Genomic DNA, 23,986 nt, shown 5'->3' with positions numbered 1-23,986 from the left:
ATAATTTTAACCAATAGATATTTTAAACCTTTATTTAGAATGGAAAGAAAACTAAAACATTATGGATTTCTTCTTTGCATGACCCTCATCATTGGTATTCCCTATGGTCTTTTTGCACAGGTTGGAAAGAGTATCCAAGGGATTATTGTGAGCGGTTCCAATGGCCAGCCATTGAGCGGAGTATCTATCAAGGAAGAAGGCAGTAGAAACGCCAGCTCGTCAGATCAAGATGGCCGTTTTTCAATTAAAGTCAATAAAGACAAAGTTGTCCTGTTGATTCAGTATGTTGGGTATGTCTCCCAGCGCGTTGAAGCTTCAGTGGGGGCTGTATTAAATGTGAATCTTCAGGAAGACAACAAAGTATTGAATGAGGTGGTGGTTGTCGCTTATGGTTCTATCAAGAAGAAGGATCTAACGGGCTCGGTGTCTACCGTTGACAACAGGGCGCTAGAGGTACAATCCAATTCTACCGTGAGTCGAGCTTTGGAAGGTGCTGCACCAGGTATACAAATAGCGGCAGTCGACGGACAGCCTGGTTTGGATATGGGGATACGTATCCGCGGTATCGGTTCGGCTAGTCAGAACAATGCAAATGCTTTAGTTGTTATTGATGGAGTACCTGCACAGAACGACAACCCTTTAGCGACATTAAATCCGAAAGACATTCAAAGTATAAGCATTTTGAAGGATGCCGCTTCTACAGCACTCTACGGTGCTCGTGGAGCAAATGGTGTCGTGTTGGTTACAACAAAAAAAGGACGCTCGGATCGGACCAATATTTCTTTTGAAAGTAAATGGGGCATGAATCAGGTAGGGCCTTATCAGTTTGACAAAATAGCAAAGCCCCAGGATGTTTATGAATTCACATGGCTGTCAATCTATAACTCTGTTCGGTATGGAGTTGATGGCTCGGGAATAGCCAAAAACTATACGACCAATTTTGAAAATCCGAATATGAGTCATGAAGATGCCGCTCGATTCGCCAGTGAGCACCTTTTCGATTATATCGGATCGACAACTAAATTTCAGCGTAACAATTTAGGCAATTGGATGCTGTACGATGTACCAGGTGCAGTCTATACCACTACAGGGGCAGGTAATACCGCTAGCTCCAGTATGAGTGGTGCCTATTTGGTGAATCCCGATGGAAAAATAAATCCCAATGCTAACCTATTATACAGTGATCGTTATGACGATTACCTGTTAAAAAATAGAACGAGACAGGATTATAATTTATCTATTTCTGGAGGAAGTGAAAAAGTCAGTTACTTTTTGTCCGGAGGTTATTTAGAAGACCCTTCTTACATCCGCGGTTCTTCCTTTAAACGTTATAATGGACGGGCCAACTTTGAAGCCCAGGTTACCGATTGGTTTAAAGCAGGTGGAAATGTAGGTTATTCGAGACGGGCTACACAATCACCGGCAACACGTTTTGGACGTAATGCAGGGAGTTCTTCTGCCAATGCATTCCGTTTTATAAATGGACAGAATCCATTGGTACAGCTCTATGCTAGAGATAAAAACGGAGGTATTATTATGGAAAATGGCAAAGAAAAAGTCCATGTCCTAGAAGGCGATACCTATTCTCCGCTTGGGCCGACATCTGCCGCATACGGGTCTACCAATGTTCTTACTGTTCTGGACAATGACATTGATTTAAGACAGGCTGATGATTGGAACTCAAGGGTATTTGGACAGATCAAATTTTTAGATGATTTTACATTTACGGCCAATTTAGCGATGGACAAATTCAATGAAATGAGGACGCGCTATTGGAATAGCGAGACAGGGCAGGCACCTGGAATTGGTGCGCTCGGAAAAACGGCTTCATCCTCTACGATAATAAATTTGCAACAGCTTTTAAACTATTCAAAGACCATAGGTGCACATAATGTAGAGGCATTACTGGGGCATGAATTTGACTCCTTTAAAAGCGAAGGACTCAATTATAGGTCATCATATGCATTGATTGAAAACTTTCCGTCCTATGTCAATTTCGTAGGGCGATATGATGGAGGAACTTTTGCCAATCCTGGGGGCAGTGAGGATATCCGAAAGATGGAAAGTTATTTCTCCCGTGTCAATTATAACTATGATGATCGCTACTTCTTTCAAGGGTCGATTCGTAGAGACGGCTCGTCTAAGTTTAAACTGAAAGAAAATAGATGGGGTACATTTTGGTCTTTAGGGGCAGGATGGCGTTTGGACAACGAAGCATTTATGGCCAATACAAAAGGTTGGTTGGATATGTTGAAGGTCCGTGGTAGTTATGGTGTTATTGGTAACCAAAATGGTGTTGGTAATTATTCCGGATATCAAACTTGGTCATATGGAGCCAGCTATACCTCAACGACAAATGGCACAGGTATTCCAGCAAACTTTACGTTAAACCTTAATGGCTATGTCAACGATCAGCTGACTTGGGAAAACATACACACGTTGGATGGAGGTATCGACTTTAGTTTTCTTAATCGTGTACGTGGATCATTCGATTTCTACAGCCGTACCACAGTCAATGCCATTTGGAATCAGCCTCTTGCCATCTCAAAAGGACAGTCTTCGATAGCTACAAATTCTGCCAGGCTAAACAATAAAGGTATTGAGGTCGAACTCGCAGTTGATGTCATCAAGAACAAGGATTTCTTATGGACACTTTCGACAAATGGGACTCATTATAGGACCATTCTAAAAGAAGTACCCGCAGGTACGGGATCGGATGCATTAGGTGGTAATTGGACTTCACCTGTCGAAGGATGGAGTGCAACGGGGACATCGGGAGTCAATCAGATCGCATACCTACGTGGCGAAGGTAAAGACTTCTATAACATATATATGCTCAAGTATGGCGGTGTAGACCAAAGCACAGGCCTGCCTTTATTCTATCACCGGGTATCCAAAGCAGAAGCCGATGCTGGAGCTTATCCAGGCTATAAGGAAGGCGACAGCTTTACGACCACAGATTATTCTAAAGCTAGCAGATATGAAATGGGAAGCGCTCTTCCGAAATGGATTGGCGGTTTCAGTACCTTCTTTAAGTATAAAAACTTTGATCTCTATGCATCATTTGCCTATCAGTTAGGAGGCAAGTTCTTTAGTACAGAATATGGAAATGGATTGTATGTCAGTGACAATCCTACTCAAGCCCTTTCTTCCGAGTTATTGGGCAATACCTTTACGCAAGATAACAAAGGAGCCAAGTTCCCAATGGTTATGTATGGTAATACATATGGTAATGGTGCTACTACGGGCAGTTGGTTGTACAGTGACCTAGCCTTATTCAGTGCGTCCTACCTCAATTTCAAGAATATTACTATTGGTTACACGTTGCCAGAATCTATTTCGAGCAAAGCCAAAATCAAGAGATTGCGTGTGTTTGCGTCAGGAGACAATATTTTTATGAAAACGTCACATTCAGGAATCGATCCGAGACAGTCTTTGGTTGGAGGATATGAGGTAGCAGCCTATTCGTATCCAACCATGCGCACATTCTCTGGAGGTATTAATATTGATTTTTAATCTTATAGACATTTGTTATGAAAAGAATATATATATACACATTAGGTATTGTTGCTTTATTTTCATGCAGCAAACAGCTGGATGTTACGCCACCTAATAATATTACGGAAGAACAGATCCAGGAACTGTTGTCTAGCGGAGATGAGAAGAAAATACAACTGGTGCTCGGTGGTATGGCCAATAATATGCCTAAGATGATAAATTTTGGTGCATTAGGGTCCGAATCTAGATATGCTAGTAATCAGGGGTTTGATGCTATGCGTAACTTAGAGGGAAATGATATTGTATTCGGTACCCGGAACCTAGTTATGTTTGGAGGTGACGAGTATAACTTACGTGATTTTATCTCAGACGCATCGGATAAGAATTTTCCATATTGGAGTTACGGATGGAATATGGTCAATACGGCCAATAAAATGCTCAATTATATCGGGGATGATATTGTAAATACAAATAAGAAGCTACAGGAATTTAAGGCTAGGGGTTTGATTTTGAGGGCGTTTGCTTATAATTATTTGATGGAGAATTATCAAGATGCTTATCTACAGGGAGGGAAGTCGAAGTTAGGATTGTCTCTGTATGATCGTTTTGCTCCGGTACAGGAGAGTAAAGCTCGCTCTAGCTCAGAAGAAACCTATGCATTTATTAAAAATGATATCAAAGAGGCGATCCGTTTGTTGAAGGAAGCAGGAGTTGGGTTTACAGCAGATAAAACTGACTTTGATTTAGGTGTAGCTTATTTCATCTTAGCAAAAGTGTCGTTGTGGACAGGAGACTGGACAACGACTGTAAGTGCCTGTAATGAAATATTGGCTAAATACCCAAATCTGATGACGGAGGCTGTTTATGGCGGGAAAAACAAAGCTGGTGCTACAACACCTGAGTTTAGACCAGAACAGAATGGCTTTTTAAATATAGATATCAACCCCGAGGTTATCTTAGGCTTCCCTGTGGGAGAGGCTGTAACAGTACACAACTGGTGGATGAATTGCTTTGCTGAGGGAAATGGAGGATTGGGAGAAGGATTTGCCCGAATAGACGAACGTTTATATAGCAGGATCGATAACCATGATTTTAGGATAAACAGTTTTCTGAAAAACGATTTTGGGGAGTACACCTATCCTACCAATGGTGTCAAACGCATTATACCAAGTTATGCTAACTTGAAATTCGCTGCAACACACGGTATGGGCAGTGAAGATAAAAAGAATGTCGGGCGGGTGAGCTGTTACTACATGCGTAGTTCAGAGGTATTGTTGATGAAAGCGGAAGCACTTGCTCAGGATCAAAAAGGAGGAGATGCTAAGGATGCATTGAATGTTTTATTGAAAGCTAGAACCATAGCAGGACAAACGGTCCTTACCTGCGATACCTATAGTGGTATGCAAGGTATGGATCCACTGGATATGGTCAAGTTTCAGACCCGTCTAGAGCTTTGGGGAGAAGGAGGCAGAGAGTTTTATAATAATAAACGCTGGAATATTCCGGTTAATAGAGCTAGTTCGGCAAATCATGTTGATAAATCCAGTTATGCAGTCAGTAAAATGACATTGCAGATCCCATTGGATGAGATGCAGTACAATAATAAAGCTGATCAAAATTAAAGTTCGTGTTTGTGTTTATATGGATCGTTCCATTTCTTTAAGAATGGACGATCCTCCCTTTTTTCCTTCTTCGTCAGGATAGTTCAGGATGCAATAACCGACAATGTTTGATATATTCATGTTATAGAAACTTAAGGGCTTGAGGTAGCTAAACAGGCCCCTTTTTAAACCTATTTTAAAATCTGGGAAATTGCTCATACTTCCCAAAATCGAGCCTCCGGGCTTCTAAATTAATTATAAGCATATGAAGAACCAACTTAATAACGAGCAGATTACATTTTACCAGGAGAACGGTTTTTTGGTAGTAGACGACTTTTTGAATTCTGATGAACTACAGCATTGGCGAGATGTTGTGTTCCATGCCGTTGAGCAACGCGCCGGGCAAAAGATGCCAGGTAAAGAAGCTAAAGTCGGAGATGATGATGGTATCAATAAGGATGCTGATTATTTTGGAAAAGTATTTGATCAATTGCTGAATCTTTGGCAGACCGATGCGGGGGTGAAGGAACTGATGCTGGATCGGCGTATTGGTGAAATGGCCGCAAAGTTGGCTGGAGCTGAAGGTATTCGTATTTGGCACGACCAGGCGCTATTTAAAAGACCTTTTGCAAATCCTACAGCGTGGCACTTGGATACTCCTTTTTGGTCTTTCTCTGACCGAAATGCGCTATCCATTTGGATTGCACTGGATGATTCTACCTTAGAGAATGGGTGTATGTATTTTGTACCAGGTTCTTATAAGCATACAAGTTTTGAGAATTTAGGAATAGGAAAGAATATGGCTACTATTTTTGAAGCTTATCCCGAGATGGCGAAGATTAATCCTGTCCCTACGCCCTTGAAAGCAGGAAGCTGTACATTTCACAACGGATTGACGATACACGGTGCAGGCCCCAACATGACGAATGGATTTCGGAGAGCGATGACTTGTGCCTATATGCCTGATGGTAATGTATTCAACGGACAGGCTAATATTATTCCTGAGGATTATTTGAAGGATCTCAAAATCGGAGATCTATTAAAAAATGATGAACAAAACCCATTGATCTACCATTCGTCATGGTAAAAGTGGATTTTTTCTACCCTCGATGGGGAAGTGAACATATAGCATGGGACACATTTTTGGATTCAATTCAGAAGGAAGGTTATTGTGGCGTCGAATGGTTTCCTTTTGGTGAAGATACTGACCATGAAGAGGTGTTGTGGTTACTCCACGGTAGAGGATTAAAGTATACGATTGTAACTTGTGTAGTGGAACCTTTCGATCATGTTCGTGTTTACTATCAGCTACTGGAAAAACAACTGTCCTATTACGGTGAATTAGCAAAAAAAATATTTAGACCAGAAGTTATTTCTGTCCAGATGGGACGAGAATATTTTGAAGTCGAAGACATTGTGCAAGGATTGCTCCTTTGTGAACGTATATCACAGCAATATGGTATTCCTATTCTTCAGGAAACACATCGTAACAAGTGGAACTATGGATTACATACTATCCCTAGAATCCTGAAATTATTTCCAGGACTACGGCTCACTTTAGATATCTCCCACTGGTATTGTGTTTCTGAAAGCTATCTAGAGGATAGACAGCATGTTTTAGAGGAGATATTGCCTCATGTAGATCATATACATGCCAGGGTAGGACATAGCCAGGGGTCGCAGGTGCCAGACGTTCGAGAACGTGCGTATAGACAGATCGTAGATACTCATGTGGCGGTATGGCAAAAGTGGATAGACCTACAAAAAGACCGTGGAGTAGAACAGATTACCATATGTACTGAATTTGGCCCGCCACCCTATTTGATTAGCTCAGGCAATCAAGATTTAGATAAAGACAAGCAATGGCAACAAAATATCTGGATTAAAAAACACCTAGAGCACACACTGATCCTTTAACTAACCAATCAATTAACTAACCGAAATTATGAAGAGAAGAACATTTTTACAGCAGAGCAGTTTACTTGGTGCCTCATTACTATTGGCTAGGCCTTTCCAGACTTTGGCATCGTCGGGGTTAGCCGATAAGGATGCTTATTATAAGCTGTTTCTGTCTCCAGATGCGGCATATAGACCCTTTGTACGGTGGTGGTGGAATGGTAATAAAGTCACTAAGCAAGAGTTGAGCAGAGAATTGAAACTGTTGAAAGATGTGGGTATAGGAGGAGTTGAAATTAATCCCATTTCGTTTCCCAAGAGAGCCGATGATCTAGGGATCCGATCCTTACGGTGGCTAAGTGACGAGTGGGTAGACATGGTGCAATATGCATCCAATGAAGGCAAGAAGGAAGGAATGATTTCCGATCTGATTGTTGGTTCGGGGTGGCCTTTCGGATCCGAAGAATTGAAGGAAGAAGAAACAGCTCAAGTGGTGTTGGTACATGCTGAGCCAGTCGAGGGACCGATGTTATATCGGGCCAAACCTTACCACATATTTAGCAATGTGGATCCAGGCGTAACAGATAAGAATACGATGCGCAGCCCGGAGATCATGTCGTTAAAATTGGTCAGAGACCCGATGGATTCCATCGATAACATAGTCGATTTCTCTTCAGAAATAGGTAAAGACGAAATCGTGATAACTATACCAGAAGGGAAGCATGTTGTATATGCATTGGTTAGGTTTAGGGCATTTGCATCGGTAATCAATGGTGCTCCGGGTGCCGCGGGATCTATATTAAATCACATGGATCAAAAAGCCGTGAAGAGCTACCTGCATCGGATGTCTGATAAGATGCAACAACAAATAGGTCCCCTTAAAAACTATGTGAGGGCCTTGTTTACAGATAGTATGGAGCTAGAAGGAAGCAATTGGTGTGATGATTTTGCCATAGAATTTCAAAAAAGAAGAGGATATGATCTTATGCCTTACCTTCCTTTTATCCTATTCAAAGTTGGGCGCCTAGGTGCTGTTGTTGACGAAAACTATGGTGCAAAGAAAAGTCCGCAATTAATCGAAACTTTGAATAGGGTCCGTTTTGACTATGAGTTTACGAAAGCCTGCCTACTCAAAGAACGTTTTACAGATACTTATACCAGCTGGTGTAGAGAGCTAGGCGTCAAGTCTCGTGCACAAGCTTATGGAAGAGGCTTCTTCCCATTAGAAAGTAGTCTGGACTATGATATTCCTGAAGGGGAGTCATGGACGACAAATTACCTCCGTCACAAACTGGGAGAGGAAATGTCTAATGAAGATTACCGTAGAGGCAGAGGCTATACAATGATCGACAAGTATGTCTCTTCTGCCGCACATTTGAAAGGCAAAAGAGTTGTTAGTTGTGAAGAAATGACCAATACCTACCTTGTTTTTAATGCAACACTAGAGCTTCTCAAATTAGGCTCCGATCAGAGTGCTATGACGGGTATTACCCATTCTATATGGCATGGGTTTAATTACTCGCCCAAAGAAGCGGCATTTCCTGGCTGGATACAGTATGGTTCCTTTTATAATGAGCGTAATAATTGGTGGCCTTATTTTAAATACCTAAATAATTATAAAGCAAGGTTGTCATCGCAATTACAGAATGCAGATTATTTTGCTGATATCGCGATACTACCAGCCAACTATGACCTCTGGTCAGAAAATGGTGTACAGACAGACCCTTTTCCAGAAAAGCTGAATGTTCCCTATACCTCTATGCTGTGGGAAGCCATCAATAAAAACGGTGGAAACGCCGATTATATAACGGAGATCATTCTGCAGGACTGTCAGGTGGAAAACGGATCTCTCGAATATGGTAGTAGACGTTACTCCGTACTGTTTTTACCAGGACTAAAGCGTATGACCCTGACCGCAATGCAGAAAATCTTGCAATTTGTAAAAGGGGGCGGTCGCGTATTTGCAATAGAAACGGTTCCTGAAAAATCATTAGGATTGCATCAATCGCAAGTACATGATGCCGAGATACAGGCTGTACTCCAACAGCTAAGACAGTATCCGCAGCAGTTTGTTACGGTAAAGAAACCTGTTGATAACAATTTTATCGATTGGTACAACGACCTTTTGAAAAGCCATCATCTTCCAGGTTACTTGAGTGTCTCTAAAACAGACCCCTATGTAATGCAGATGCGTTACAAGCGCGATGATGGCACTGAGTTCTATTTTATTCAAAATGCACACAAATTCAATAGTTGCCAATGGAGTTGCACTTTTTTAGCTCCAGAACTTCAGAAACTTCAATGTTGGTTTTGGAATTTAGATACAGGAGAGCGCTATAAAGTGAGCCTTGAAAAGAACATGGACCTGTCATTAGATCTAGGTCCTACCGATTCTCTTTTATTCGTGTTTGATAGAAATAAAACAGGAGAAACTTGGAAACCTCTCCCTACATCCGGAAAAAATGAACAAGCATTGGATCAACAGTGGGACCTAGAACTTAAACATGGCCAAGAATTGACTTCAAATACGCTCAAGTTGAACAATCTAGTTGATTTCAAAGATGATGAACGGTTGGTTTCTTTCTCTGGTGAAGCTATCTACAAAAAGACGATCGCTTGGTCTGGAAGTACTAAGGCGGTGTTAAACTTGGGAAAGGTTGCAGGTATATCCGAGTTATTTGTCAACGGTCGATCAGCAGGAGTCAAATGGTACGGTAGACGTCTGTATGACTTGTCTTCCTTACTTATAGAAGGTACGAATAATTTAGAAGTTCGTGTCACTACGACAATGGGAAACTATTTAAAAACATTAGTAGATAATGAAAATGCACAGTATTGGGTCAATAGAAAGGGACGCGAACAAGATATTCAATCTATGGGACTTATTGGACCAGTAACACTATATACAATTTAGATTATGAACCTATTAAGAACACTTTTTTTACTGTTTCTATCTTTCGTATACGGAGCAGTATCTGCTCAGGACTATAAGGTCTCTGATTTTGGTATCAATGGCGACGGTCGGATCCTAAATACACGATCTATTCAGGCCGCGATTGATTTTCTTACCAATAAAGGAGGGGGAACTCTAGTGTTTGCCCCAGGCAACTATGTGACTGGATCCATTTATTTGAAATCTAATGTCACCTTACATTTGGAAGAGGGGGCGCACCTATTAGGATCAAATAATCCATTTGATTATGTCAAGGATAGCGTTGTCAACTGGCAGTCGATGATTTTTGCCATTAGACAGGAGAACATTGGGATTGTCGGCAAAGGGACTATCAATGGTCGAGGGTTCCAGACCGCTGTCAATGCTGTAGAAAATGTACATAAAGGTATTGTTCAGGATGAGTTGAAATTAGATCGTTTAAGGGAGTGGAACCGGCCTGAAAACATATATTTCAGAGAATGTAAGAATGTCCTGATTAAAGATATTACACTTCGAGATCCTGCTAGTTGGAATCAAACCTATGATCAATGTGATGGGTTACATGTAGAGGGAATCTATGTAGATAGCAAATCCTATTGGAACAACGATGGAATCGATGTCGTAGACTGTAAGAATGTAGTTATTAAGAATTCATTTTTTGATGTAGCTGATGATGCTATTTGTTTTAAATCACATGATCCCAATGGCGTTTGTGAAAATGTATTGGTAGAGAACTGTACGGCACGCTCCAGCGCTAGTGCGCTTAAGTTTGGAACTGTATCTAGAGGTGGTTTTCGGAATTTTGTCGTTAGAAATTTGGTCGTCTATGATACCTATCGGTCTGCAATTACCTTCGCCGCAGTAGACGGAGGTTTTGTCGAAAATATATTGGTCGATGGGGTGAGAAGTATCAACACTGGGAATGTGATTTTTTTAAGAATTGGAGACCGTTGGAGCAAAGGGCGTAAACCTTCCATGAAAAATGTAACCATAAAAAATGTATATGCTGAAGTTCCGTTGAATAAACCTGATTTAGGATATAATTACGAAGGTCCTATTGAAGATATGCCACGTAATATTTCTCCCGCCAGTATCATTGGTCTTCCAGAATATAAGATTGAAAATGTTAATCTAGAAAATATTGAATTTGTTTACCCTGGAGGGGGAAACCCACTATTTGCGCATCGGGGATTAGATGCGCAGTCATTGGAGGGTATACCCGAAATGCCAGCCGCTTATCCTGAATTTTCTCAGTTCAAGGAATTACCAGCTTGGGGGCTTTATATCAGACATGCCAAGGATATTAATCTGAAAAATATCAAATTCACAATCCAAAAAGAAGATTATCGTCCAGCTATTGTGGCGGATGATCTACAAGGCGGAAACTGGCAATTTAAAGCTTTTCTAAATGATCAGGCTTTGGAGAAGAGTTATCATATTCATAACTCAACAAATGTAAACGTTAAATAAAAGGAGATTATGAAAATATATATTAGTGCATTCGTTTTTATTCTGTGGAGCATACAGGTATCTGCTCAGGATTTCAATGCATCCCTTTTTGGGTGTAAATCAGATGGTGTGACCAATAATGTAGGTTCTATACAATATGCAATAGACTACATTGCTAAAAAAGGTGGTGGTACGCTGCATTTTTATGTGGGACGCTATGTGACCAGCGGTTTTTCATTAAAGTCTAACGTCCATATTGAACTTCATGAAGGTGCAGTTCTGGTTGGTAGTTCAAATATCTATGACTATCAGCAGATCGATGGGAGATATACGCTGATATCAGGCGTGGGACAGCAGAATATTCAGATCAAAGGTTTGGGAGTGATCGATGGACAATCTAAAGCCTTGGCTTTACATGTTCGTTCATTGAAAGAAAAAGGACTACTGAGTTCTGAATTTGCAATGGATAAGGTTTCTCAACTGTATTTTTCAAAAACGAGCAATATTGCAATAGAGGGAATTATGCAAATTAATAGCCTGGGAGCTCTAAATTCCTTTGTCGACTGCCAATCTATAAAGTTAAGGAAACTTGAAATCAATAGTCCGCAGAGCAATGCCGTGGTGTTGTTGAATTCTTCTCAGGTTAATTTATCGGATTTGTTCTTTAAATCTACCAAGCAAGCATTGGTACAAGAAGGTACAAATTCCAATGTTTTAAAAACGAATTGCCTATTAGCAAACGGCAAGTCCATTTAACGTATAACTATGAAAATCAGGTTCGCACTACTGACATTTTTGTCTTTCATACTCGTCAACTTTGTGTCGGCGAAAGAATATAATGCATCACTATTTGGTATTAAATCCAATGGTACGACGCTCAACACAACTTCCATCCAGAAAGCCATAGACTTTATCCATGAACAGGGTGGAGGGACGCTTCGTTTTTTTGTAGGTAGGTACCTTACAGGAACTATTATTTTAAAAGAGAATGTACATATTAAGCTGGAAGAAGGAGCAATATTGGTTGGGTCAACAAATATTTATGATTATAATATAGAGACACCCAATTGCGCATTAGTTTACGCAAACAAAGCCAATAATATTTCTATTCGGGGCAAGGGGGTAATTGACGGGCAAGGGCGTGATTTAGCTTATAATCTGTTAGGGCAGATTCATAGTGGAATTATTAAAGACCCATTGGACTACGACCGTCCTCGTAACAGAAGGCCTAAAGCTATTTATTTTAGAGAATGTGAAAATGTAGCTATCCATAGTATTACCATTAAAAATGCTGCTGATTGGGTACAGGTCTATGATCAATGTGTTAATACGGTTGTGGATAGCATCACGGTAGATAGCAAAGCGTTCTGGAACAATGACGGAATTGACATTGTTGACTGTAAGAATTTCAAATTGCTTAACTCATTTATTGACGCCGCTGATGATGCGATCTGTTTGAAATCTCACGATGCGGCCAAGCGTTGTGAGAATATAGAGATTCGGAATTGTGTAGGTCGATCAAGTGCTAATGGTATAAAGTTTGGGACAGTCTCTGCAGGTGGTTATAAAAATGTAAGGATTATTAATAATAAGATTTACGACACCTTCCGTTCTGTTTTTACAATAGCCACTCCGGATGGAGGTATCGTTGAAGATATCGTGGTCGACAGTTTGCAGGGAATCAATGTCGGTAATCCCTTTTATTTGAGGATAGGTGCCCGTTGGAATAAGGGGCGGGAGGGGGCTATTCGAAATATCCTTATTCAAAATGTAAAAGTAGAAGTTTCTAAGGATAAACCGGATGTCGGTTATGATTATGAAGGGCCAGTAGAAGATTACCCTAGAAATATGTCCCCTTCAGGTATTGTGGGCCTCAAGAATGTTCCTATTGCTGACGTTACATTTCGTAATATAGAATTGGTTTACCCAGGTGACGCCAATCCTCACTATGCTTATCGTGGAGCCACTAAGGCTGCTCTGGATAGTATTCCAGAGATGGAGAGTTCCTATCCCGAATTTTCACAGTTCAAAGAGCTTCCCGCTTGGGGATTTTTTGTGCGGCATGCCAAGAATATTAAATTTGAAAATGTTACGCTAACACTAAAAGAGAGTGATTATAGACCAGCATTTGTTTTTGACGATGTTCAGGGATTTAGTTTGAGTGGAGTTAAGTACCTGGGAACAAAAACCAAGAAGGAAGTCGTTGCAAACAATTCAAAACGTGAAAAGTAATGAATAAACTCTTATTGTTTATATCGGTAGGATTATTTTCCATTGTTACAGCCCATGGACAGAAGAAACCTGTTGATTATGTAAATCCTTTTATAGGAACAGCCAAGATGGGACACACCTATCCAGGCGCTACAGTACCATTTGGCGCCATACAGCTCAGCCCAGAGACAGACACCTTGTCTTATGTTTTCAATGGAAAGTATAATAAGGATGTATATCGGTATTGTGCCGGATATCAGTATGATGACCCTACAATTGTAGGATTCAGCCATACGCACTTTAGCGGCACAGGGCACTCTGACTTAGGTGATTTCTTAATTATGCCTACCGTTGGCACCTTACAGTTGAATCCGGGAACAGCAGACAGGCCTGGCTCAGGATACCGGAGTCGATACAGTCACCAGCATGAAAAAGCAAGTCCGAATTATTATCAGGTGTATCTGTCCGATTATGGTATAAATGCTGAACTGACGGCAACAGAGCGTGTAGGGGTACACCGTTACACTTTTCCAAAATCTGATCAGTCACATTTGATCGTGGATCTTATGGCTGGTATCTATAACTATCCCGAAAAGAATGTCTGGACCGTGGTGCGTGTGGTTAATGATACCCTAATTACAGGTTACAGACAGACCAACGGTTGGGCAAGGACACGCACTGTTTATTTTGCGATGTCACTGTCCAAACCTTTCAAATCCTATGGAAGTGCTACTCCGGAGAAGGAGACTGTCTATAAAGGATTCTGGCGCAAATTTAACCAACGTAATAATTTCCCAGACCTAGCCAGTGCAAATCTCAAATTATACTTCGACTTTGATACAGAGGATCAAGAGCAGATCATTGTTAAATTAGCCGTATCGCCGGTTAGTCAAAAGAACGCTCTCGAGAATCTACAGCAGGAAGCAGCGCCCTATAGCTTTGATCAGCTATGGAATAGTGGACGGGACAAATGGTCGAAAGAACTGGAGAAGATTAATATCGAAACGATATCTGAGGATGATAAGGTGAATTTCTATACCTCACTGTATCATACTTTTCTAGGTCCTACACTTTATATGGACCATAATCGGGAGTATAAAGGCCTAGATCAAGATGTACATCGTGCGCAGGGGTTTACGAACTATACAACGTTCTCTTTGTGGGATACCTATCGAGCATTGCATCCATTTTTTAATATTGTCCAGCCTCAACGTAATGCAGATATGGTGAGTTCGATGATGCAACATTATAATCAGAGTGTATTGGGCATGTTGCCTATCTGGTCCCATTATGCAAATGATAACTGGTGTATGAGTGGTTATCACAGTGTTTCAGTTATTGCCGATGCGATTTTGAAGGGGACTTATAAAGGTGATGCCGAGCAGGCTTTGGAAGCTTGTGTTAGGACATCACAACGACGGGATTTCGAGGGGATAGGTGCTTACACCGATTTAGGATATATCCCTGCAGAATCCAATAGCAACTCGGTATCCAGTACATTAGAGTATGCTTATGATGATTGGTGTATTGCGCAACTTGCCAAAAAAATAGGTAAGGACGATATTTATCAGACTTATATCAAACGCTCTCAAAACTGGAAAAATGTATTCGATAGCACTATTGGTTTTATGCGTCCTAAAGATGCTATGGGTAATTTTGTTGCCAATTTTGATGTTCTAGATACCCACGGACAGGGATTTATCGAGGGTAATTCATGGAATTACAGCCTGTTCATACCCCATGATCCGATGTCTTTAGTTCGTATTTATGGAGGTGATAAGAAGTTTATTACCCATTTAGATTCGCTATTTGAGATGCACCTGCCGGACGAGTTTTTCGAAAATACAGAAGACATCACTAGAGAAGGTATTATTGGGAATTACGTGCACGGTAATGAGCCTTCTCATCATGTCGCATATCTATATAACTATGCGGGCGCACCACATAAGACCCAGAAACGGGTACGGGATATTATACAGCGCATGTATAGACCTACGCCTGATGGCCTTGGCGGTAACGATGATTGTGGACAGATGAGTGCCTGGTACCTTTTTGGAGCACTTGGTTTTTACCCTTTATCACCAGGAGCAACTACGTATGATATAGGAAGCCCCGTTGTAAAACGTGCTGTAATACATTTGGATAATGGGCGTAAATTTGAGATTGTCGCTCATAATCAGGGAGCGCAGAATGTCTTTGTCAAGCAGGTGATGTTGAACGGGAAGAAAATCGACAACTGGAAAATCGATCATCAGGATATTATGAATGGGGGGAAATTGGAATATTTTATGACAGCCAAAAGAAAGTAGCAAAGAATGAAAATAAAAATTTGGTGCATATGGATTTTTGTTTGTGCTGGTTATTTGGGCTATGGACAGAATACAAGCCAGGACTCCGTTTTTATTAAAGATAATTACGCCAAACGGGAGGTCTATGTTACTATGCGGGATGGGGTCAGGCTGTATACTACAATATATGAACCCAAAGATAATAGAGGGCAGTATCCCATTATGATGATACGCACTCCTTACAGTAGTGCCCCCTATGGCGAAATGAACTTTAGGGTACCTTTGGGACCTCATATAGGTTTTGCTTGGGAGAAATTCATTTTTGTATATCAGGATGTTCGTGGGAAATATAAGTCAGAAGGGGATTTTATTGCCAACCGGCCTTATACCAAGGATGGCAATGCGAATGAAGCTACAGATACCTACGATACCATTGATTGGCTTGTTGAGCATCTGACTTCCAATGGTAAGGTTGGAATCTGGGGAATATCTTCGCCCGGTATGTACGCTTCGATGTCGCTTATTCAGTCTCATCCCGCACTGAAAGCGGTTTCTCCACAAGCTCCAGTGACCGATTGGTTCCTGGGAGATGACAGACACCATAATGGTGCCTTCATGCTGATGGGGAGCTTTTCCTTCCTTTCTTCCTTTGGAAAACAACGGGATTCTATCAGTACGTCCGGTCCTAAGGGATTTAGGGACTATAATACCGAGGATTCCTATCAGTTTTATCTAAAGACAGGAGCTCTAAAAAATTTCAACACCTATTATTTGAAAGGGGAGAGTATCCTATGGAATGAGATGATGGATAATCCTAATTATACCCAGTATTGGAAAGATAGAACCTATTTACAGCATATCAATACACTCGGTCCTGCGGTGCTGGTTGTAGGCGGATGGTATGACCAAGAAGACCTCTATGGACCTTTAAAGACGTATAGGGCTCTTTCCAAGGTTCAAAAAGAACAGGTCCACTTTGTTATGGGACCCTGGTATCATGGATCTTGGACTAGGGGAACAGGTCGATATTTGGACAGTCTGGACTTTGGACAGAATACATCAGATTACTTCCGGTCTCAGATAGAGCTTCCATTTTTTGTTCGACAGCTCAAGGATAGGGAGGTACAGGGCGTAGCTCCAATTTCTATTTTTGTCACTGGAGATAATAAATGGGTGTATCCTTCTGCATGGCCACCAGAGGATCAGGAAGCTACACCGTTGTATCTCCACACAGCAATGAAGTTAAGTTTCGAGAAACCCACTATAAAGAAAAATACTTTTCAAAGTTATACGGCTGATCCTAATAACCCAGTTCCTTATACCCGCGATAAGACGGTATTTAGAGGCTTTAAGTATATGTATGAGGATCAGTATTTTGCCAGCCAAAGACCGGATGTGCTAGTTTTTGAAACTATGCCATTGGATGAAGATGTTTGTATCATGGGAAATATTCAGGCCAATTTGTTCGTAAGTACAACAGGGACAGATGCCGATTTTGTAGTGAAGTTGATCGATGTGTATCCGTATGAAAAAGGCAACAAGCTTTCTGATAGTCAATCTTTGGTTAGGGCTGATGTAATGCGGGCTAAATATAGGAACAGCTTTGAATATCCTGAGCCATTGAAACCCAATCAAGTTACCGCTGTTAGTTTTGATATGCAGGATGCCGCTCATGTTTTTAAAAAAGGGCATAAGATTATGGTACATATTCAGAGTTCCTGGTTTCCTCTAGTAGATAGAAACCCTCAGAAGTTTGTTGATATTTATACCGCTGATGACCGGGATTTTGAAAAACAGGAGCACCGGATTTATATGGACCAAGCGCATCCCTCACATATTATATTACCTATAATTTCTAAAAAATGAAGATAGTATCACTTGTAATGCTCCTGTTTTTACAGGGACAGATGTTATTGGGCCAAGTCGATTATGCTAAGCCAATAGTCGAAAAACTCGCTTCCAAAAAATTTGCCGGGCGTGGTTATGTTTTTGGCGGAGATAAGAAAGCGGCCTCCTTTATAGCTAGTGAATTTAGGAAGAATGGCGTTTTGCCACTCAAGGGTCACTATTTTCAACCTTTCGCGATGGATGCGAATGTCTTCCCTAAGGAAGTCAAAGTCACATTGGATAATAAAAAGCTATCAGTAGGTGTTAATACCCTTATTGAAGCTAGTAGTCCTTCTCTGCGGGGTAGATTTGACATCAGTAAGGTGTCGTTACAGAAAGATACCCTGTTCCTGCGTCAGCTGATGAACAACCCCGCCTATTCGGGCAAAATTATTTTTGTAGATGAAGCTGTCGCTCTTGAAAATATGAAAGCCGATGAATTGCGGACGAGCCTACTTTATCTTGCTCAGGGGGGACTTTATAAAGGAATACTAGTCGATACAAAGCAGAAATTATTATGGAGGGGAGCTACCCAACAAATTCAGCGACCTATTGTATACGTAAAAGATGTGGTTACAGAAGGTCTTGCGGTGAAGGAACTCGATCTGAATATTTATGCTAAGTATCAAAAGGACTATAAGACCAATAATGTGTGTGGTTATATCAAAGGAACGAGTGGTTCTGATTCGACTGTTGTTATTACAGCACATTATGATCATGTCGGTGCGATCGGAAGGAATATTATATTTCCAGGAGCGAATGATAATGCCAGTGGAACAGCTTTGCTATTGTATTTGACAAAATACTACAATGCGCATCCACCAAAATATAATATGGTTTTTCTAGCATTCTCTGGCGAAGAGAGTGGCCTGTTGGGCTCAATCCATTTCGCGAATAATCCGCAAATAGACCTTTCTAAGATCAAATTTTTGTTGAACTTTGACATGGCTGGTACCGGTGATGATGGAATACAAGTGGTCAATGGGACAGTTTTCAAAACCGAATTCGATCGGTTGGTACAGATCAATAAGGAAAAATCCTACCTGCCTCAGGTTCTTGTCAGGGGGCCTATGAATAGAAGTGACCACTATCCCTTTTATGAAAAAGGAGTACCTTCTTTTTTCCTTTATACGTTAGGAGGTATAGGCGCCTATCATGATATCTATGATCGATTTGAGACTCTTCCTTTTACCAAGTTCGACGCTTACACACAGCTAATGATTGACTTTATAACTACCCTCTAAACTAGAGGGTAGCCGTAACTTTTTATCGCTATTTGGTTATATTCTGAATCCAGGTATTGACTTCTTGTTTCTGGTCAGGATGCGTCCAGTGCCCCATTTCTTTGTAGATGCTGAGGTGTTTGGGGGCAGTCATGATGTTGTAACTTGCATACATGGAAGTCGGAGGGCAGACTGTGTCGTTGAATCCCCATGTGAGTAAACTGGGGACCTGGATTTTTCGGGCAAAATTGACAACATCATAATAAGAGAGATTGTCTTGTACATTAGGTATGGGGGCAATCCTGCTATAGCTACCTGCACTGAAATAATGAGGCCAGCCTCCTGCTCGTTGGTGCAGATAACCTGTCAGATCCGATAGGGCAGGGTAGAGAGCCGCCATGGCGGTTACTCTTTTGTCCAGAGCTGCAGTCACTATACTCAGCGCACCTCCCTGACTACCTCCGGTTACTATAAGGTGTTGGCCATTCCATTCTGTTAATGATGTCAAAAAATCATTTGCCTTAAGGCAACCAAGATATACCCTTTTATAATAAAATTCATCCTTGTTATGGATATTATTGTTGTAGTATTGACGTAGTGCCCCTGTAGCCAGATCTTTATAAACAATAGAATCCATCGTAACCGATATACCATGTATACCTATATTAAGAACGATGAAACCTTTGTTGGCGAGTTCGATGTCTGGACCATAGGGTCTTACGCCAGCTCCTGGTACACGGAGTATAGCCGGATATCTTCCCGTAGCTTTCGGCATGGCTAGGATACCGTAGATTTTACTGTTGTTGATATGGTCTATGGCCACTTCGAAGACGGAAATCTCCGCAGTACTTTTTTCGGGTAGATAGGTTTTTTTGACCTGTAATGGAACCTGTTTGGATTCGCGAATAGCATTGTCCCAAAAAGTATCAAAATCAAGAGGTAGTTCTTGTGTTGGCTGGATCAATTCCGGTTCAAAGCCCACTGTTGCCATTTTTTGTATATCCTTTCCTTCTACACGTACACGGACAATGCAACGGATGAAACCTGGTTCATGGAGGGTATATTCTATGCTTTCAAATTGGCCTCTGAATTGTTTGATATAACCCTTGGTGAAAGGAGTAATCATCTCAGGGCCTATCTCATAGTAGACACTATCGGACTTTAGTGCTTTCCCGTCCTGTTTTACGAGGATATCAAAATGTATCTTCTCTCCTCGTTGCGCGCGCCAGTCCGGTTTGCTAGGAATGATTTCGATCTCGATTTTACGATTGTCCTCAGCTCTTACGGAGCCTACAGCATAAAAGATCAAGGATAACAGAAAGGCTAATTTCAAAAATGTTTTGTGTATCATATGTAAATTGGTTATGGTAATTGATAACGGTTTATTAATCTGCTAGATATAAAAGGTGGTTGAAATCATTATCCAATTTAGTCAATTTTTGAGAAAGTAATTTACACCGTCAAAAATATCAGGGCATGAAGGAACAGGATGGTCTAATTGGACGAGGACAGAATGTTTTTTCAGCCCCAACCGTATGGTATAACGCAGAATTCTAGTTATATTTAGGATATATAAACCAGATAAGCTTCTATTATGTCTCCTAATAATGCCCAGTTTTTAAAAACTTTAGAGATCAGTGATTTTTCTGCTACGCCAAAATATCTACAGTTGGCAAATACAATTACAGATGCCGTTAGAAATGGTATTTTGAATAAAGATGAGATATTGCCTTCAATTAACGAGCTGAGTGCTTATTTGGAGATTTCTAGGGATACTGTAGAGAAAGCCTATAGGCATCTGAAAAACGGGGAGATCATTGGATCTACACCAGGGAAAGGCTATTATATCAATAAAACCGATGTTGAGTCAAAGCTAAAGATTGCTTTATTTTTGAATAAGCTCAGTGCACATAAGAAAATAGTATATGATTCCTTTGCCAAAGAGCTTGGGGATTTTGCTAATCTAGATTTGTTTGTCTATAACTCGGATTTGTCATATCTGAATAGCCTCCTGGGCAACCTTACTAAAACCTATGATCATTATGTGCTGTTTCCACATTTTAAAGAGGGAAGAGACAAAGCGCCAGATATTATCCGTAAAATCCCTTCGGAAAAACTATTACTCCTAGGCCGGTTTGTTGATGACGTTCCTGGTGATTTTCCAGCCGTATATGAAAACTATGAACGGGACATCTATTCTGCTCTGGAGGAGGCTAATGAAGTGTTGAGCAAGTATAAAACGATGAAGCTGGTATTTCCGGATTTTAGTGACTTCCCAAAGGCAATCATCAAAGGGTTTTATAAATTCTGCCAACAGTATGCGTTTGATTGTGAGCTGGTATCCAGACTGGATAAGGAAAAGATTGAGAAGGGAACCTGCTATATCAATATTATAGAAGATGACCTGGTCAGGCTTTTGAATAAAATCATTCAAAAGAAGCTACAGATTGGTGTTGATGTGGGAGTCATTTCATATAATGAGACCCCTCTGAAGAAGTTTATTCTTAATGGGATTACAACGATATCGACAGATTTCGAGATGATGGGACGCTTGGCAGCCGAGCTAATCAAGAATAAATCGAAGGATAGATTAGAGATTCCTTTTTATCTGAAACTAAGAGCATCTGTCTAAAAAAAGCCGTTAAATCGTTGCATAGTTTGCTTCGATTTAACGGCTTTTTATATTTTAATTATTTTACCCGTTATTTCTTCAATACCGGTAGTGGATATTCCTTCATGATGCATGTAACCGTCTTTGGTAATTCGTTAATTGCCTTTTCTGGTTCATTGACTTCTGTAGTACCTCTTGCCTGCCAGATCACACTGTTTGTCTTGCGGTCAATGGCTTCGAATATAAGGTGTCCATAACGTATACGCTCTTTAGCTACAGGGTAAGAACCACCATAGTAGCCACCCCAGCCCCAGTAACCGCCCCAGCCCCAAGGACCACCCCAGCCCCAGCCTCCGTAATAAGGAGTACTGTATACGATTCTGCTCTTATTATTGACAATAGCTATATAGCGAAACAGAATATCGGGGTTTTCTTTTGAATACGTCAACCCACGTGCCTCTATCTCTTTATTGGCTGTAGTCATGATATTACCTTTGGCAATATCGTTATTATAATAATCCTTTGATAAGGAATCTACCGGTTCTAACCAACCATATGTTTTGAACTGGTTGAAATCAAGATTTTGAACCCGTGTTGTATGGTACTTATGCGACGAACACGATGCGAACGCTAAAAGTACAAATGCTGTTAGAAATATTACTATTTTGTTCATAACTAATCCTAATTATATACCTTATGACCCGCTGTTATTCAAAAGGTTTAATGCTTAGTAAGAAAAATTTGCAACTAGTGGCATCTGCCTTCCAGAGCCAAAAGCTTTTGGACTTACTCTTAATATCGGAGGGGCTTGAAAACGCTTAAATTCAGCATTATTGACCAACCTCGTAATACGTTGTACAAGCGACTCATCAAAACCTAATTTAACAACTTCTGCCCCTGACTTTTCGAGTTCAATCAATTGATACAGGATGGCATCTAGCATCTCATAATCTGGTAGTGAATCCGAATCTTTTTGGTCGGGACGCAACTCTGCCGAAGGCGGTTTTACAATCGTATTTATTGGAATAATTTCCTTCTCCCGGTTGATATAGGATGCTAGTTTATAGGCCTGCGTTTTATATACATCACCGATTACACTTAGCGAGCCTGCCATATCACCATACAGTGTGCCATAGCCTACGGCTGCTTCACTTTTATTGGATGTATTGAGGAGAATATGTCCCAATTTATTGCTGATAGCCATCAACAAAGTACCTCGTGTACGGGCCTGTATGTTTTCCTCTGTGGTATCGGCTTTTAACCCAACGAAAGCTTCCTGTAAGGTATCTTCGAAGGATTGTGCGATGTCTTTTATGGGTAGGACGAGGTGTTGGCATCCGGTATTGTCTACCAGGTCCATAGCATCTTTTATAGAATGCGTTGTGGAATATACGGAGGGCATCAGTACAGCTAGGACATTTTCGGCCCCGAGAGCTTCTACAGCCAGTGCGGCGACTATAGCGGAGTCCAATCCTCCCGAGAGACCAAGTACGGCTTTCTTAAAGCCGGATTTAGTAAAGTAATCTTTTAGCCCCAATAGTAACGCTTGGTGTATGCTAGCCGTCTCTCCCAGCTTTGTAGACTGCGGTGCCGCTGTTGTTTGCAGGTCTCCTTGCTCTAATGTCATATATTGAAGGTCTTCCTCAAAAGCGTTAAGTTCTTTTATGACTTCTGCACTTTTGTTCATAGCCAAGGAACGGCCATCAAATATGATATCTAAGTGGGCACCGATTTGATTGACGTATATCAAAGGCGCATTGGCTTTTAATATATTGTTGCTCAGCACCGATATACGCTTGTCAAAATGGGTATAAGAGAAAGGAGAGGCCGCAATATTAATAATGAGATCTGGTTTCTCTTGTGCTAGTTCCAGCATGAGGTCTCCCTTATAAGAATTGTCGTGATCGTTGTCCCAAAGGTCTTCACAGATCGTAAGAGCTATTTTTTTTCCTTGTAGCTCGATACACCGGATATTGCGGTTTGGTTCAAAGTAACGATATTCATCAAATACATCATAGTCCGGCAGGAGAGATTTCTTGCGGCAGTCGCTGATCTGTCCTTTAGTGATAACTATAGCGGCATTAGAGAGCGGTTTTCCTTCTTCATGTTCATTGCGGATAGGAGCACCGATGATGCAGTCTATAGTATCACAGTGTGTGGCTATCTGTGATAAGGATTGTTGGCATTGGTCCAGGAAAACAGCATGTCGCAACAGGTCTTTGGCTGGGTATCCTCCGATAGCCAATTCGGCAAATACGATTAAGCTCGCTTTGGCTTCTTTTGCAAGTGTTATTGCCTTTATGATTTTTTCTTCGTTCTGCTCAAAATTGCCAATGTGGTAGTTGAGTTGTGCTAATGCTATTTTCATGTTGGGATCTCGAATTTAGAAG

Annotated in this window: 15 protein-coding genes; 12 read left to right on the top strand and 3 right to left on the bottom strand. The window is 41.0% G+C overall.

Translation table 11 applies throughout. The features are described from left to right. The first annotated feature begins 39 nt into the window (after nt 1-39). From JKG64_RS17275 to JKG64_RS17225, 11 genes are all read left to right on the top strand, one after another. On the top strand, nt 40-3,516 hold the full coding sequence (locus JKG64_RS17275) for a SusC/RagA family TonB-linked outer membrane protein (RefSeq protein ID WP_210355548.1): 3,477 nt from the start codon (nt 40-42) through the stop codon (nt 3,514-3,516). A gap of 17 nt (nt 3,517-3,533) precedes the next feature. Beyond that, nucleotides 3,534-5,120 (top strand): RagB/SusD family nutrient uptake outer membrane protein, encoded by a 1,587-nt coding sequence (locus JKG64_RS17270; RefSeq protein WP_210355547.1) that lies wholly within the window; start codon nt 3,534-3,536, stop codon nt 5,118-5,120. A 244-nt stretch (nt 5,121-5,364) separates the two neighbouring features. Then, entirely contained in the window at nt 5,365-6,186 is an 822-nt protein-coding gene (locus tag JKG64_RS17265) for a phytanoyl-CoA dioxygenase family protein (protein WP_210355546.1), read from the top strand. Beyond that, nucleotides 6,180-7,016, top strand: a complete 837-nt coding sequence (locus JKG64_RS17260; protein WP_210355545.1) for a sugar phosphate isomerase/epimerase — start codon at nt 6,180-6,182, stop codon at nt 7,014-7,016. The genes JKG64_RS17265 and JKG64_RS17260 overlap by 7 nt, the downstream gene beginning before the upstream one ends. 28 nt (nt 7,017-7,044) lie before the next feature. Further along, nucleotides 7,045-9,909, top strand: a complete 2,865-nt coding sequence (locus JKG64_RS17255) for a glycosyl hydrolase (protein WP_210355544.1) — start codon at nt 7,045-7,047, stop codon at nt 9,907-9,909. Nucleotides 9,910-9,912: 3 nt separating this feature from the next. Further along, nucleotides 9,913-11,397, top strand: a complete 1,485-nt coding sequence (locus tag JKG64_RS17250) for a glycoside hydrolase family 28 protein (protein WP_210355543.1) — start codon at nt 9,913-9,915, stop codon at nt 11,395-11,397. 9 nt (nt 11,398-11,406) lie between these two features. Beyond that, nucleotides 11,407-12,132 (top strand): glycosyl hydrolase family 28 protein, encoded by a 726-nt coding sequence (locus JKG64_RS17245; protein WP_210355542.1) that lies wholly within the window; start codon nt 11,407-11,409, stop codon nt 12,130-12,132. A gap of 9 nt (nt 12,133-12,141) precedes the next feature. Next, nucleotides 12,142-13,608, top strand: a complete 1,467-nt coding sequence (locus JKG64_RS17240; protein WP_210355541.1) for a glycoside hydrolase family 28 protein — start codon at nt 12,142-12,144, stop codon at nt 13,606-13,608. Beyond that, nucleotides 13,608-15,896 carry a GH92 family glycosyl hydrolase gene (locus JKG64_RS17235; protein ID WP_210355540.1) on the top strand — a complete coding sequence of 763 codons (2,289 nt, stop codon included), beginning with the start codon at nt 13,608-13,610 and terminating at the stop codon, nt 15,894-15,896. The genes JKG64_RS17240 and JKG64_RS17235 overlap by 1 nt, the downstream gene beginning before the upstream one ends. Nucleotides 15,897-15,902: 6 nt before the next feature. Continuing rightward, on the top strand, nt 15,903-17,741 hold the full coding sequence (locus tag JKG64_RS17230; protein ID WP_246512652.1) for a CocE/NonD family hydrolase: 1,839 nt from the start codon (nt 15,903-15,905) through the stop codon (nt 17,739-17,741). Continuing rightward, a complete protein-coding gene (locus JKG64_RS17225; RefSeq protein ID WP_210355539.1) occupies nt 17,738-19,006 on the top strand; it encodes a M28 family metallopeptidase in 1,269 nt (422 codons plus the stop codon). The genes JKG64_RS17230 and JKG64_RS17225 overlap by 4 nt, the downstream gene beginning before the upstream one ends. Before the next feature lie 28 nt (nt 19,007-19,034). Here JKG64_RS17225 and JKG64_RS17220 read toward each other — a convergent pair whose 3' ends face one another. Then, nucleotides 19,035-20,336 carry an acetylxylan esterase gene (locus JKG64_RS17220; RefSeq protein ID WP_210355538.1) on the bottom strand — a complete coding sequence of 434 codons (1,302 nt, stop codon included), beginning with the start codon at nt 20,334-20,336 and terminating at the stop codon, nt 19,035-19,037. A 243-nt stretch (nt 20,337-20,579) separates the two neighbouring features. On the opposite strand from JKG64_RS17220, the gene JKG64_RS17215 reads away from it, so the two are divergent. Further along, entirely contained in the window at nt 20,580-21,617 is a 1,038-nt protein-coding gene (locus tag JKG64_RS17215) for a GntR family transcriptional regulator (protein ID WP_210355537.1), read from the top strand. Nucleotides 21,618-21,687: 70 nt separating this feature from the next. Here JKG64_RS17215 and JKG64_RS17210 read toward each other — a convergent pair whose 3' ends face one another. After that, a complete protein-coding gene (locus JKG64_RS17210) occupies nt 21,688-22,269 on the bottom strand; it encodes a DUF4136 domain-containing protein (protein WP_210355536.1) in 582 nt (193 codons plus the stop codon). A gap of 54 nt (nt 22,270-22,323) precedes the next feature. Next, nucleotides 22,324-23,964 carry an NAD+ synthase gene (locus JKG64_RS17205; RefSeq protein ID WP_210355535.1) on the bottom strand — a complete coding sequence of 547 codons (1,641 nt, stop codon included), beginning with the start codon at nt 23,962-23,964 and terminating at the stop codon, nt 22,324-22,326. Between the last annotated feature and the right edge of the window lie 22 nt (nt 23,965-23,986).

Origin of the sequence: Sphingobacterium tabacisoli (genome assembly GCF_017908035.1) — a bacterium.
GTDB classification, from domain to species: domain Bacteria; phylum Bacteroidota; class Bacteroidia; order Sphingobacteriales; family Sphingobacteriaceae; genus Sphingobacterium; species Sphingobacterium tabacisoli.
This window is presented reverse-complemented; position numbering and strand designations above follow the sequence as displayed.

What these genes read in the sequence shown, in the direction of transcription:
- JKG64_RS17275 (WP_210355548.1), top strand. Translation starts at nt 40, where the DNA reads ATGGAAAGAAAACTAAAACATTATGGATTTCTTCTTTGCATGACCCTC.
- JKG64_RS17270 (WP_210355547.1), top strand. Translation starts at nt 3,534, where the DNA reads ATGAAAAGAATATATATATACACATTAGGTATTGTTGCTTTATTTTCA.
- JKG64_RS17265 (WP_210355546.1), top strand. Translation starts at nt 5,365, where the DNA reads ATGAAGAACCAACTTAATAACGAGCAGATTACATTTTACCAGGAGAAC.
- JKG64_RS17260 (WP_210355545.1), top strand. Translation starts at nt 6,180, where the DNA reads ATGGTAAAAGTGGATTTTTTCTACCCTCGATGGGGAAGTGAACATATA.
- JKG64_RS17255 (WP_210355544.1), top strand. Translation starts at nt 7,045, where the DNA reads ATGAAGAGAAGAACATTTTTACAGCAGAGCAGTTTACTTGGTGCCTCA.
- JKG64_RS17250 (WP_210355543.1), top strand. Translation starts at nt 9,913, where the DNA reads ATGAACCTATTAAGAACACTTTTTTTACTGTTTCTATCTTTCGTATAC.
- JKG64_RS17245 (WP_210355542.1), top strand. Translation starts at nt 11,407, where the DNA reads ATGAAAATATATATTAGTGCATTCGTTTTTATTCTGTGGAGCATACAG.
- JKG64_RS17240 (WP_210355541.1), top strand. Translation starts at nt 12,142, where the DNA reads ATGAAAATCAGGTTCGCACTACTGACATTTTTGTCTTTCATACTCGTC.
- JKG64_RS17235 (WP_210355540.1), top strand. Translation starts at nt 13,608, where the DNA reads ATGAATAAACTCTTATTGTTTATATCGGTAGGATTATTTTCCATTGTT.
- JKG64_RS17230 (WP_246512652.1), top strand. Translation starts at nt 15,903, where the DNA reads ATGAAAATAAAAATTTGGTGCATATGGATTTTTGTTTGTGCTGGTTAT.
- JKG64_RS17225 (WP_210355539.1), top strand. Translation starts at nt 17,738, where the DNA reads ATGAAGATAGTATCACTTGTAATGCTCCTGTTTTTACAGGGACAGATG.
- JKG64_RS17220 (WP_210355538.1), bottom strand. Translation starts at nt 20,336, where the DNA reads ATGATACACAAAACATTTTTGAAATTAGCCTTTCTGTTATCCTTGATC.
- JKG64_RS17215 (WP_210355537.1), top strand. Translation starts at nt 20,580, where the DNA reads ATGTCTCCTAATAATGCCCAGTTTTTAAAAACTTTAGAGATCAGTGAT.
- JKG64_RS17210 (WP_210355536.1), bottom strand. Translation starts at nt 22,269, where the DNA reads ATGAACAAAATAGTAATATTTCTAACAGCATTTGTACTTTTAGCGTTC.
- JKG64_RS17205 (WP_210355535.1), bottom strand. Translation starts at nt 23,964, where the DNA reads ATGAAAATAGCATTAGCACAACTCAACTACCACATTGGCAATTTTGAG.